At 60.2% G+C, this 12,094-nt stretch carries 11 protein-coding genes; 2 read left to right on the top strand and 9 right to left on the bottom strand.

The window, feature by feature from the left end:
• From EJA70_RS17525 to EJA70_RS17555, 7 genes are all read right to left on the bottom strand, one after another.
• A complete protein-coding gene (locus EJA70_RS17525) occupies positions 1–804 on the bottom strand; it encodes an ABC transporter ATP-binding protein (RefSeq protein ID WP_158832326.1) in 804 nt (267 codons plus the stop codon).
• Positions 801–1,949: an ABC transporter permease gene (locus tag EJA70_RS17530; RefSeq protein ID WP_158832328.1), complete on the bottom strand. Its 1,149-nt coding sequence runs from the start codon at positions 1,947–1,949 to the stop codon at positions 801–803. Before EJA70_RS17530 ends, EJA70_RS17525 begins: the two co-directional genes overlap by 4 nt.
• Before the next feature lie 54 nt (positions 1,950–2,003).
• Complete coding sequence (locus tag EJA70_RS17535) at positions 2,004–3,032, bottom strand: DUF5924 family protein (protein ID WP_158832330.1); 1,029 nt, start codon at positions 3,030–3,032, stop codon at positions 2,004–2,006.
• 186 nt (positions 3,033–3,218) lie between these two features.
• Positions 3,219–4,598 (bottom strand): pitrilysin family protein, encoded by a 1,380-nt coding sequence (locus EJA70_RS17540; RefSeq protein WP_158832332.1) that lies wholly within the window; start codon positions 4,596–4,598, stop codon positions 3,219–3,221.
• Positions 4,599–4,775: 177 nt separating this feature from the next.
• Positions 4,776–6,434, bottom strand: coding sequence for a Na/Pi cotransporter family protein (locus tag EJA70_RS17545; RefSeq protein WP_158832334.1), 1,659 nt, complete (start codon positions 6,432–6,434; stop codon positions 4,776–4,778).
• 383 nt (positions 6,435–6,817) lie between these two features.
• Positions 6,818–7,585 (bottom strand): TerC family protein, encoded by a 768-nt coding sequence (locus tag EJA70_RS17550; protein ID WP_008084323.1) that lies wholly within the window; start codon positions 7,583–7,585, stop codon positions 6,818–6,820.
• Between the two features lie 69 nt (positions 7,586–7,654).
• Positions 7,655–8,962 carry a CitMHS family transporter gene (locus EJA70_RS17555; RefSeq protein ID WP_008084326.1) on the bottom strand — a complete coding sequence of 436 codons (1,308 nt, stop codon included), beginning with the start codon at positions 8,960–8,962 and terminating at the stop codon, positions 7,655–7,657.
• A 323-nt stretch (positions 8,963–9,285) separates the two neighbouring features.
• On the opposite strand from EJA70_RS17555, the gene EJA70_RS17560 reads away from it, so the two are divergent.
• Positions 9,286–9,687, top strand: a complete 402-nt coding sequence (locus EJA70_RS17560; RefSeq protein WP_158832336.1) for a GFA family protein — start codon at positions 9,286–9,288, stop codon at positions 9,685–9,687.
• Here the strand turns inward: EJA70_RS17560 and EJA70_RS17565 are convergent, their stop codons facing one another.
• On the bottom strand, positions 9,688–10,014 hold the full coding sequence (locus EJA70_RS17565) for a DOPA 4,5-dioxygenase family protein (RefSeq protein WP_008084331.1): 327 nt from the start codon (positions 10,012–10,014) through the stop codon (positions 9,688–9,690). It lies immediately after the preceding gene.
• A gap of 82 nt (positions 10,015–10,096) precedes the next feature.
• On the opposite strand from EJA70_RS17565, the gene EJA70_RS17570 reads away from it, so the two are divergent.
• Positions 10,097–10,771 (top strand): NAD(P)-dependent oxidoreductase, encoded by a 675-nt coding sequence (locus EJA70_RS17570; protein WP_158832338.1) that lies wholly within the window; start codon positions 10,097–10,099, stop codon positions 10,769–10,771.
• A gap of 11 nt (positions 10,772–10,782) precedes the next feature.
• On the opposite strand, the gene EJA70_RS17575 is transcribed toward EJA70_RS17570, so the two are convergent.
• Positions 10,783–11,982, bottom strand: a complete 1,200-nt coding sequence (locus EJA70_RS17575) for an MFS transporter (RefSeq protein ID WP_158832340.1) — start codon at positions 11,980–11,982, stop codon at positions 10,783–10,785.
• Between the last annotated feature and the right edge of the window lie 112 nt (positions 11,983–12,094).

A 12,094-nucleotide genomic window follows, 5' to 3' on the forward strand; every position in this document is an offset into this window, starting at 1 on the left:
TCAGACCTCGTTGAGCAATTTGGCGGCGTCCAGCGCCGAGCGGCCGCGCGGGCCGTGGAAGTATTCGTGAATCCACGCGTCATCGGTTTCCGAAACGACGTCGATCGGGCCGGCGACCAGGACTTTCTTCTGCGCCAGCACCGCCACACGGTCGGTGATGGTATAGAGCGTGTCGAGGTCGTGGGTCACCAGAAACACGCTGAGGCCGAGCGCATCGCGCAGGGTCAGGATCAATTGATCGAACTGCGCCGCGCCAATCGGATCGAGGCCGGCGGTGGGTTCGTCGAGGAACAGGATGTCCGGATCCAGCGCCAAAGCCCGCGCCAGAGCAGCGCGCTTGATCATGCCGCCGGACAGCGACGCCGGGTATTTGTCCGCCGCCGACAGCGGCAGCCCGGCCAGCGCCAGTTTCACCGCCGCCAGGTGTTCGGCATCGTTGCGGCTGAGGCCGGCGTGTTCAATAAGGGGCAGGGCGACGTTCTCGGTGACGGTCAGCGAGGAAAACAGCGCGCCCTTCTGGAACAAGACGCCGAAGCGGCGTTCGACCAACGAGCGCTCATGCTCGGACAGGCTCGGCAGGTTCTTGCCGAACACTTTGACGATGCCTTCGCTGGGCCGGCGCAAACCGACAATGCTGCGCAGCAGCACCGATTTGCCGCTACCGGAACCACCGACCACGGCAAGAATCTCGCCTTTGTACAAATCCAGATCGAGGTTCTCGTGCACGCTCTGGCTGCCGAAGCGATTGCACAGGCCACGGACTTCAATCACCGCCTGCGAGGGCGCGCGGGGTAGACGACTCACCAGCCCATCTCCATGAAGAACAGTGCGGCCACCGCGTCGAGCACGATCACCACGAAAATCGATTGAACCACGGCGGACGTGGTGTGGGCGCCGACCGACTCAGCACTGCCGCTGACCTTGAAGCCTTCCAGGCAACCAATCGCGGCGATGATGAAGGCGAAGATCGGCGCCTTCACCAAGCCGACCAGAAAGTGCTGAACGCCGATGTCCGACTGCAACAGCGTCAGGAACATCGCCGGCGAGATATCCAGCGACACCGCGCAGACCACGCCGCCACCGATGATCCCGCAGAGCATCGCCAGAAACGTCAGCATCGGCAGCGCCACCAGCATCGCCAGCACGCGCGGCACCACCAGCAGCTCCATCGGGTCGAGGCCGAGGGTGCGGATCGCGTCGATTTCTTCGTTGGCCTTCATCGAGCCGATTTGCGCGGTGAAGGCACTGGCGGTGCGCCCGGCCATGAGGATCGCCGTGAGCAGCACACCGAATTCGCGCAGGAACGAGAAGCCCACCAGGTCCACGGTAAAAATCGTCGCGCCAAAACTGGCCAGCACCGTCGCGCCGAGAAACGCCACCACCGCGCCCACCAGAAAGGTCAGCAGCGCCACGATGGGTGCAGCGTCGAGGCCGGTCTGTTCGATGTGCGCGATCATTGGCGTGATGCGCCAGCGCTTGGGCCGAAACAGGCTGCGCGCGATGGTTTCCAGAATCAGGCCGATGAAACCGAGGAGTTGCAGGGTGTCTTGCCAGATGGTGTCGACAGCGCGGCCGATGCGCGTCAGCAACTGCACGCTGACGCTGATTTCCGGCTCCTTGATTGGCACGCAGAAGTCGGTCATCGAGCGATACACGGTTTGCAGCAGCGCTCGGTCGGCGGTGGAAATCGTGCAATCAGGATGCTCGGCAGATTTACCGAGGCGCTCGGAGCCGAGCAGTTCGACCAGCAGCGAAGCGCCCGCGGTGTCGAGGGCGCCGAGGCTATTGAGGTCGATCTCGGTATTGGCGTCGTACTGGCCGTGGAGCTTTTCGCTCAGTTGCTTGAGCTCGGCGTAATGGGCAAGCGTCCAGTCCCCGGTGACCCGCAGGCGGGCAGGGCTGATCGACGTGTCCAATTGGGCATTGCCGCTGATCGAGCTGCTGGTCATAAGCTCCGTGCTTGTTCGTCTGCTAAGCGAACTAACGTAATAGCACGAACCGGATTACTTTTCTTTGATCGCTGTGCTGTCGGTGACTTCGAAGCGCAGCACGCCGATCACCTGGCCATCCTCGGTCAGCACCCGCACCTGCCATTTGCCCGCCGGATTGCCAGGGAAATTCTGTTTGTGCGTCCACGCGCGGTAGCCTTCCTTGCGCCCGCCATGGATATCGAGGGCGATGCGGTCGACCTCTTTGCCGTTGAATTGCCAGACGTGATAAATCCGCTCATCGAGCCCGCGCGGCGCGTTGATCGCGGTGTAGGCGTAGAGCCCGCCGTTGCGGATCTGCTCGGCGCTGACCGTGTCGAGGCTGGCACCGGGGGTGCGATCCTGCAATTGCGTGCTGATCGCCACGTCGGTCATCCACAGCGTCGCCGGCGGCACCCACGAACGCAGCGCCCAACCGACGCCGCCAATGCCGACGGTGATGCACAGGATCGCCAAGGCGTTGCGCAGCGTGCGGATCGGGAAGATCGACGCCAGACTCGGGAACGACAGCAGCACGGCAATGCCCAGCGCCCATTTGAAGCTCTGCGCCGTGGTCAGGTGCATGATCACCGGCAATGCGGTGAGCAGGGCGGCGAACAGGGTCAGCGTGTGCAGCGCGAGAAACGCCCAGCGCCGTGGCGCCAGCCATTTGTAGTAGAGCGGATCGACGATCGAGATCAGCGCCGCGACGCTGAGCAGGCCGGTGAAGACCAACTGGCCGCTGTTCCAGGTCGTGGTGATGAAGAAGAACGGCAGGACGAAAAACAGGCTTTCCTGATGGATCATCTGCGTCGCGTAACGCAGCAGCGGCTGGGGAATCTCGCGTTTGAACACGCGGGTGAAGAGGCCGGTGAGGGTGTTTTCCAGCATCAGCCAGATCCAGCTGAGCAGCATGATCACCGTGATCCAGCTCGCCAGCCCCTGCTGACGGTCGACCATGATGAAACTGCCGACGCCGGAGATGAAACCGCCAAGCGCAATGACCCCGGGATAGCGCTTCATCAGTTCGAGAATGCGCTGGATCAGGAGCTGTATTTTCGGCATGTCGGGGGGTTCACAACGCTGTAGGAAAAATCCTCGACAGAGTAGCGCCCGCCGGGCGCTGTGGCGAGGCTGCCGGTCACTTATTCGGTGTATTTCAGGGCCTCAAAAGATCGCAGCCTTCGGCAGCTCCTACATTTGGAATGCAACCCCCTGTAGGAGCTGCCGAAGGCTGCGATCTTTTGATCTTCAACCCCGCTTACGAATCAAACGCCAGCCGATCAGAATCAGCAGCAACACACCGATTCCACCCGCACTCAACCACAACACCTGATCATCACTGATCAACGGCTTCTCGATCCGCAAATACCCCGGTTGCAGCAGCAATTCACGCATGGCCTTGTTCGCCGCCTCCAGCGTCACCCCTTGCAGCTCGCGCGCCGGGTTGGCGAAGCGGCCGTCCTCGTAATCGCCCAGCGCGCTCCAGTAATAATCCGCCATCGCGCTATTACCCTGAACCGCCCACGCCTGATGGGCGATCGAGGCTTGTTTGATCCGCGCGAAGGTGTCCGGGTCGAGGCCGTTTTTCAGCAGATCGGCCTTGAGGTCTTCCAGCACCTGGATGGCTTCGTCGACGTCATCACGATCGAGATCAGCGTTCAGGCTCATGAAGCCGACACCACCAAACACTTCGCGCTCGGCCCACGGCCCGTAGGACAAGCCATGATTAAGGCGAATCTGCCGATACAGCGCCCAATCCAGATAATCCTTGAGAATGTCGAAGGTCTCGTCGTATTGATCATCGATCACCGGTTCCGGCACCAGCCAGTGCAGCTTGGCGCTGTCGCCGATAAAGCCACGGGTGAGGGTGCGTTCATGGGCCGCGCTGGTGCGAATGTCCGGCAGCGGCCGGTGTTCGCTCGGATCGACCGCTTCGAGCGCGCCCCAGGTGCGTTCCAAGTAGGCCGGCAGCAGCTTGTCGAGTTCGCCGACGACGATCAGCGTCATGTTGTTCGGCGCATACCAGGCCTTGCGCACCTTCTCCAGCTGTTCCTGAGTCAGGTGACCGACTTCGGCGCGTTGCGGGCATTTCAGGCCCAGCTCGACGGCGAGCTGGTTGCTCGCGGTGTGGCCGAGATCCTGGCGATCGAGGAAGCGTTGCAGACGCGTGTAATGGCCGCCGTCCTCGCGTTCGACCACGCGTTTGGCGGCGTTGATCGCGTTGTCGTCGATGCGCGTCTGGGTCAGCAGGTCGAGCAGCAGGTCGAGGACCTTGCGCTGGTTCTTCGCCGGGGCTTCGATGACGAAGGTGGTGTCGGCGTTGCTGGTAAAGGCATTCCAGTCACCGCCCAGCGCCTGCATGCGTTCTTCCAGACCACCTTCGCCCGTGGCGTCGATACCGCTGAACAACAAATGTTCGAGTAAGTGCGGCAGCTCTTTGTCAGCGCAATCAAAATCGTCGAGGCCAACGCCGACCACCAAGCGAATCGCCACATGCCCACGTTCGGTGCCGGGTTTGAGCATCAGCTGCAAACCGTTGGGCAGCGCATAGCCTTCGACCTGAAAGCGATCCAGGGCAAAGGCAGGCAGGGAACCGAACAACAGACAGGCGAACAACAGGCAACGCATAACAGGCTTCCGTACGGCTGATTTGGAGATCCGTGTCGTCAGTCAGTGCCCCATCGCTGGCAAGCCAGCTCCCACAAGGATTTTTGGTGCTCACAAAACCCTGTGGGAGCTGGCTTGCCAGCGATGGGGCCCTTGAGACTGAACTCTGTGTTACTGACTGACCCTGGCCCCAGACGTTCAAGGCGAATGCGTAATGTCGGCAATATCATCCGCCGCCAGCGCCCCGGTGTCCGTCGTTTCCAGCACCACATACGCACTGCCGCAAAACAGCGAATTCAAGCGTTTCATGTCGGCAATCAACTCCAGGTGCAGCGAACTGGTTTCAATACTTTGCACGATCTTGCGTTGCAAACGGCTGACATGCGCATGGGCCAAACGGCGTTCCTGTGCACGGAAGCGACGCTTCTCGCGCAGCAACTGGCGAGCGCTTTCACGATCACCGCTGAGGAATACCGACAGGCCCAAACGCAAGTTGGAGATCAATTGCTGCTGCAACCCGGCCAGATCCTCTAGGCCTTCCTCGGAAAACGAGCGGCGCTGCGAGGTCTTCTGCTGCTGGATTTTGCGCAGCATGCGTTCGATCAGATCAGCGGCGAGTTTCAGGTTGATCGCCAGCTCGATGATCTCCGCCCAGCGCCGACTGTCCTGCTCGCCGAGATCCTCACGGGGCATCTGCGCCAGGTACAGCTTGATCGCGCTGTACAACGCTTCGACGTCGTCGGTCAGCCGGCGTATCTCCTGAGTGACAGCGGTCTGCTTGCCGCGCAATACATCAAGCGTGGCGTCGAGCATGTTCTCCAGCAGATCACCCATGCGCAGGGTCTCCCGCGCGGCGTTGGCCAGCGCCAGACTCGGCGTGACCAGCGCGGTGGCGTCGAGGTGACGCGGCTTGGCGGTGCCGTTGACCTCCGGGCGCTCCGGCAGCAGCCAAGCGCACAGACGTGCCATCGGCCCGACGCTCGGCAGCAGTATCAGGCAGCGCGCGGTGTTGTAGAGCAGGTGGAAGCCGATGACCATTTCCTGCGGGCTGAAATCGAGACTGTCGATCCAGTGCACCAGCGGGTCGAGCACCGGGATGATCAGCAGCAGGCCGATCAGTTTGTACAACAGGCTGCCCAGCGCCACTTGCCGGCCGGCGGCGTTCTGCATGCTGGTGCTCATGAACGCCAGCACGCCGCTGCCGATGTTGGCGCCGATCACCAGACCGATAGCCACCGGCAAGCTGATTACCGCTGCGCCGGCCAGTGTGGCGGTCAGCAGCACCGCGGCAAGGCTGGAGTAGGAAATCATCGCGAACAGCGCGCCGACCAAGGCGTCGAGAAGGATGTCGCCGGTCAGCGAGGCGAAAATCACCTTCACCCCTTGCGCGTGGGTGATCGGCGCGGCGGCCTCGACGATCAATTGCAGCGCGAGAATGATCAGCCCGAGACCGATCGACACTCGGCCCATCTGCCCGAGCCGCGTCTGTTTGCGCGACAGAAAGAAAATCACCCCGAGGAAAATCAGCAGCGGCGACAGCCATGACAGGTCGAAGGTCAACACCCGCGCCATTAGCGCGGTACCGACGTCGGCGCCGAGCATGGTCGCCAGCGCCGGGGTCAGCGCCATCAGGCCCTGACCGACAAAGGAGGTGACGAGCATGGCGGTCGCGTTGCTGCTCTGCACCATGGCGGTCACGAGGATGCCGGCCACGAACGCGAGCCAGCGCTTGGACATGTTCTGGCCAATCACATGGCGCAGATTGGTGCCGTACACCCGCAGGATGCCGGTTCGGACGATGTGCGTGCCCCAGATCAGCAGGGCGACGGCGGAAAGCAGATTGAGCAGGGTGAGCATGCAGACCCCCTGTAATAGCAGTGCCTCAGAGAGGCAAGTTGACGGTACCGCGCGGTTTCTACGTTTTTGATACTTAAGCTGTAGTTGGCTAACGGACTGGGCGCCAGCATTGCACAGCTAAAGTGTTGATTGAAACAAAAGTGTCATGAAAAGCGCTTCATCCACCCTTCAGATTTCGAATCCACCAATGATCCTGTGGCGAGGGGATTTATCCCCGATGGGTCGCGCAGCGGCCCCCGTTGTTTAACCCAAAAGCAGGGGACTGCTGCGCAGTCCATCGGGGATAAATCCCCTCGCCACAGGTTTTTGCGGGTACAAAAAAACCTGTGGGAGTCTGGCAAGCCAGCTCACACAGGTTTTGTATTGGCAGTTGGGCTACCCGGTTACTGGCCCGGGATGTCCTTGCGCAGCTTCACCGGGTCCTGCTGCTTTTTCTTCTTGGCCATCGCGCCGCGCAACTTGATGTTGATCGCCTCGACCGCCAGCGAGAACGCCATGGCGAAGTAGACATAGCCTTTCGGTACATGCACGTCGAACGACTCGGCGATCAGCACGGTACCGACCACCAGCAGGAACGACAGCGCCAGCATCTTCAGCGACGGGTGCTTGTCGATGAACTCACTGATCTTGCCCGACGCCAGCATCATCACCAGCACCGCCACGATAATCGCGGCGACCATCACCGGCACATGGGAGACCATGCCCACCGCCGTGATCACCGAATCCAGCGAGAAGACGATGTCGATGATCGCAATCTGAATGATGGTGTAGAGGAAGTTGCCGCCCTTGCCGCCAGGCGAATCGTCGCTTTCGTCTTCGCCTTCCAGCGCGTGGTACATCTCTTGCGAGCTCTTCCACAGCAGGAACAGGCCACCGAAGAACAGGATCAGGTCACGGCCGGAAATGCCCTGGCCGAACACTTCGAACAGGTCGGCGGTGAGGCGCATGACCCAAGTGATCGACAGCAGCAACATGATCCGGGTGATCATGGCCAGGCCAAGACCGAAGATCCGGGTGCGCTGCTGCATGTGCTTGGGCATGCGGCTGACCAGGATCGAAATCATGATAATGTTATCGATGCCGAGGACAATCTCCAGGGCAGTCAGGGTAAAGAAGGCAACCCAGATTTCGGGGTTGGTCAGCCATTCCATGTGTATTCCTTTGAGCGTGTGTTAAACCAGAACGCCAGCCAGCAGCTGGCGCTTGGTGAGTTGATGCCGTTACAACGTGCTGAACAGCGGGAAAGTCCCCAACAGCAGGGCTGCAACCAGAATGCACAGGCACACCAGCACGGCCCATTTCAGGGTAAAACGTTGGTGGTCACCGAACTCGATACCGGCCAGCGCCACCAGCAGGTACGTCGACGGTACCAACGGACTCAGCAAGTGGACGGGCTGACCGACGATCGAGGCACGGGCCATTTCCACGGCAGTGATGCCGTAATGGCTGGCCGCTTCGGAGAGCACCGGCAGCACGCCGTAGTAGAACGCGTCGTTCGACATGAAGAACGTGAACGGCATGCTCACCAGCGCCGTGATCACCGCCAGGTACGGGCCGAGGAAGTCCGGAATCACTGCCAGCAGACTTTTCGACATGGCGTCGACCATGCCTGTTCCGGAGAGAATACCGGTGAAGATACCGGCAGCGAAAATCAGACTGACCACTGACAGCACGCTGCCGGCGTGGGCCGCGACGCGGTCCTTCTGCATCTGCAGGCACGGGTAGTTGACGATCATCGCGATACTGAACGCGACCATGAACAGCACCGGCAGTGGCAGCAGGCCAGCGATCAGCGTGCACATCAGCGCCAGGGTCAGCAGGGCGTTGAACCAGATCAGTTTCGGACGACGGGCATCCGGGAACTGCGACACGCTGATTTCGCTGTGATCGATTTCGTCGCCGATCAGGTGCAGCTCACCCAGACGCGCACGTTCACGTTTGCCGTAGAAGTAGGCAATCAGCAGGATCGCCACGACGCCGGCGGCCATCGCCGGGATCATCGGCACGAAAATGTCCGACGGATCGACATGCAACGCACTCGCGGCACGGGCGGTCGGGCCACCCCACGGGGTCATGTTCATCACGCCACCGGCCAGAATGATCAGGCCGGCCATGATCCGCGGGCTCATGCCGATGCGGCTGTACAGCGGCAGCATGGCGGCCACGCAGATCATATAAGTGGTCGCGCCGTCCCCATCGAGGGAGACGACGAGCGCCAGTACGGCGGTGCCGACCGAAACTTTCAACGGGTCGCCCTTGACCAGTTTGAGGATCTTGCGCACGGCCGGGTCGAACAGGCCGGAGTCGATCATCAGGGCGAAATACAGAATGGCAAACATCAGCATCACGCCGGTCGGCGCCAGCTTGGTGATGCCTTCGAGCATCATCGGGCCGATCTTCGGGGCGAAACCACCGAACAGGGCGAACAGAATCGGGATGATGATCAGGGCGATCAGCGCGGACAGGCGCTTGGTCATGATCAAAAACATGAACGTGATGACCATGGCGAAGCCAAGGAAAGTCAGCATGGGAATACTCCAGGCGTAGCGCGGCTAGTTGAGTGAGCGGATCGGCGAGGGATCAGCGCAGAACGGCAAGCACGAAACGTACGGGCGGAGTGGGAGCGAGGAGGCGGGCTACAGAGGACATCGGAATCACCATTGTTGTTGTTAATTGGGCCTTGCGTGCGAGCAATCACACGGTTTGGCCAACCGGTCTGTTGCCGGAAGTGGGGCGATCCTAATCGGGGAAGCTTTCAGCCAGCTTTCGCTGGAGAAAGCTTTGAATGAACGGTCAACCGGCCGTCGGATGCGAACTAGAGTCAATGAACACGGGAAGGAGGGCTTCAGCCATGAGCCAATTGCACAGCGGCGGCTGCCATTGTGGACACATTCGTTATCAGTTCAGCGGGGCGCTGCAGGACATCGCCCATTGTCATTGCTCGATCTGCCGCAAGGTCAGCGGCGGGATTGTGACGACGTGGATCACCGTGCCGGTGGCGAGTTTCCAGTGGTTGGCGGGTACACCGTCGCGGTATGACTCGTCGCAGAGCTGCGCGCGGTTCTTCTGCCCGAACTGCGGCGCGCAACTGGCGCTGGTGACGTTGCTCAGCCCGGAAAGCATCGATGTGACCATCGCCACCCTTGATCACCCGGAACTGGCGCCGGCCGAGCGGCATATCTGGACCGACAGCCAACTGCCCTGGCTGCATCTGGACGAACAACTGCCGAGTGAAGCCGAAGAAACCATTTGATCAAAAAATAGACAGGTCCAACGGTCGCACGGCGCCCATCCAGATCGCGTGCTCGGTGTGATCGAGCAAATCATCGCCAGTGTCCGGGTGCAGGAACACCACCAGGCCTTTGCGGTTCAGCGCCAGCCACGGCAACACCTCGCCGATCAGCTCGGGGCCGAAGGCCAGTTGGCAACTCCAGTCCGGGTGCGGGCCGACCGGGCGTTCGTGGACCCGGCCCATTTTCAGCGCAAACAACTGCGCCGCCTGTTCGCACAAATCCCGCGCCTGCCCAATGCTGCTGGCGTCGAAATAGACATGGGCGTGGTAACCCTTGATCACTTGCATCTGAAAGCCTCTGAATCGGTTCGAACCCTCGGCGCTGCCCGTATGTCACACGCCATACAAGGGAAAACAAAAGGGATCAGCCATGAAAAATGCCGAAACCCCGGCGGTAAAAGTGGTGCTCTATGGTGCCATGAGTAGCCTGGGCGGTGCGTTGATGGCTGAGTTGCTGCGCCGTCAGCACGAAGTCATCGCCATCCTCGACGACCTCACCGCGCTCGCGCCGCGTCCGGGTTTGCGTACGAAAAGCGGCGATCTGTTCGATTTCGAGCGGGTCAATCAAAGTGTGGCAGGCAGTTCGGCGGTCATCTGTTTATTGGATGCGCCGGGGTTGCCGTTCAGCAGTGATCACGTTGAACGCTCAGTGGTGCTCGGGCCGGTGGAGCAGGTACTAGCCGTAGATGCTTTGGTCGATGGCCTGCAAGCGGCGAATGTTTCGCGACTGTTTTTGGTAGGAGAGTTCTCGGTGCTCGACGAACCGGAGCTGGACGATCGCCTGCAACGCCACGCCGCCGAGGAAATCCGTGAAGCGCTGCAAAGCAGCCCGCTGCAGTGGACGCTGGTCAATGCGCCGCATGGCGTGGCCGGGCTGACGATTGAGCATTTCAGTCAGGTTGGCGGCAATCTGGAACCGGGATTGGCGGAGCCCCTGGAAAGACTGAATCGCGTGGCGGTGGGGATTGCTGATGAGCTGCGGCTGAATTTGCATGTGGGTCAGCATGTGAACTTTGTCGCCGCCGATGGCATACCGGATCAATAGCCAGGATCGCGTTAAAGTTCGCAGTTCTTCATTGGGACGACCGATCGCTCTGCGGTCGGCGTTCCCGTCGGACTTGCCCATAACTTCGGAACCGTCGAGTAGTGCAGCATAACCATCAAGCCTCCCACAGCCGCGCAGATCCACCATAAAACAAAACCGCCATAAGCGCCGTATAACCATGTTCCCAAGCCAGGACCATATAACGAATGCCCAAGCCAGGCGGCGCTGAATATGCCCAGATACTTTCCTCTTTGGCGCCCGTGCGAGCGGTTCATGACCGATAGTGTCCAGACGGGTATCAGCAATAACTCGGCAGCGGTGAGAATCAGCATCGTCAACACAGCCCAGATGATATGGCTGCCCATGTTCAACAGAAGAAATGCGCCACTGAGTAGCAGACCTCCAAGACGCGAAGCGATAACCACGCCATGGCGTTCGATCATTCGACTCACGGGTAATTGCAGCACTACTACGAGCAAAGCGTTCATTGAAAACAGATACGCGATCCAATGTGCACCAGCCTCGGTGTGTTCACTGATAAAAATCCCGAAAGTGCCGTACATCTGATCGAAGATGCCCAACGCCAATAACTGACCAAGTATGAAGACAAGAAAAAAGCCATCTCGCCAAGGGGAGCTTCCTCCGTCCGAGGCATTGGCGTTGTCCACCGTCTGTAAATCCGCCGACCGCCACAATTTCGCGGAGTGTCTAAGGGCGAAACCGAGCAAGAAAAAGCTGCCGAACAGGTTCAGCAACCCCTGAAGAAAAAACACGTATTCGTAGCCAAAACCGACCAGCACCCCCGCCATAATACCGGCGAGCGCTACGCCCATATTGAATACAACTCGATGCAGTCCCTGCACACGCACTTGTAGCGCTTGCGGGCTGCCCTCCATCACCAGACGCAAATTGGCTGGCCGGAATGCACCGTCAAAGATGCCCACGAGAGGAACCACGACAAGTAACAGTCCGAGGGGTGGCATCAACGCCAGTGAGGCCGCGAATACGCCACTCAACATAAGCGAAATACCCGTAGCCCATTGCGAATTCAGGCGCTCCGAAAGAACCCCTCCAACGTAGGCGCCAACAATGCATCCACCGCCATAGGCCGCCATAAGCCAGGCGATGGTAGAGAACGAATACCCGTAAACCTCAAGGAAGTACAACGGCAAAAACAATTTGACGATACCGCCGGCATGAACGAGCCCCATGAAAGACAGGACACCGTTTCCCCCTTACGATAAGGGATAGGCAAACGGTTATGTTTATGACTAACAGCAACGATAAGAGTGGGGAGCTTTTGGGCCAGGAGCGGCGGCGCCG

Origin of the sequence: Pseudomonas sp. PB103 (assembly GCF_009764635.1) — a bacterium.
In the GTDB taxonomy this organism is placed as follows: Bacteria; Pseudomonadota; Gammaproteobacteria; order Pseudomonadales; family Pseudomonadaceae; genus Aquipseudomonas.

Excerpts from the sequence above, each read along its gene's own strand:
- EJA70_RS17530 (WP_158832328.1), bottom strand. The coding sequence starts at position 1,949 with ATGACCAGCAGCTCGATCAGCGGCAATGCCCAATTGGACACGTCGATC.
- EJA70_RS17535 (WP_158832330.1), bottom strand. The coding sequence starts at position 3,032 with ATGCCGAAAATACAGCTCCTGATCCAGCGCATTCTCGAACTGATGAAG.
- EJA70_RS17540 (WP_158832332.1), bottom strand. The coding sequence starts at position 4,598 with ATGCGTTGCCTGTTGTTCGCCTGTCTGTTGTTCGGTTCCCTGCCTGCC.
- EJA70_RS17545 (WP_158832334.1), bottom strand. The coding sequence starts at position 6,434 with ATGCTCACCCTGCTCAATCTGCTTTCCGCCGTCGCCCTGCTGATCTGG.
- EJA70_RS17550 (WP_008084323.1), bottom strand. The coding sequence starts at position 7,585 with ATGGAATGGCTGACCAACCCCGAAATCTGGGTTGCCTTCTTTACCCTG.
- EJA70_RS17555 (WP_008084326.1), bottom strand. The coding sequence starts at position 8,962 with ATGCTGACTTTCCTTGGCTTCGCCATGGTCATCACGTTCATGTTTTTG.
- EJA70_RS17560 (WP_158832336.1), top strand. The coding sequence starts at position 9,286 with ATGAGCCAATTGCACAGCGGCGGCTGCCATTGTGGACACATTCGTTAT.
- EJA70_RS17565 (WP_008084331.1), bottom strand. The coding sequence starts at position 10,014 with ATGCAAGTGATCAAGGGTTACCACGCCCATGTCTATTTCGACGCCAGC.
- EJA70_RS17570 (WP_158832338.1), top strand. The coding sequence starts at position 10,097 with ATGAAAAATGCCGAAACCCCGGCGGTAAAAGTGGTGCTCTATGGTGCC.
- EJA70_RS17575 (WP_158832340.1), bottom strand. The coding sequence starts at position 11,982 with ATGGGGCTCGTTCATGCCGGCGGTATCGTCAAATTGTTTTTGCCGTTG.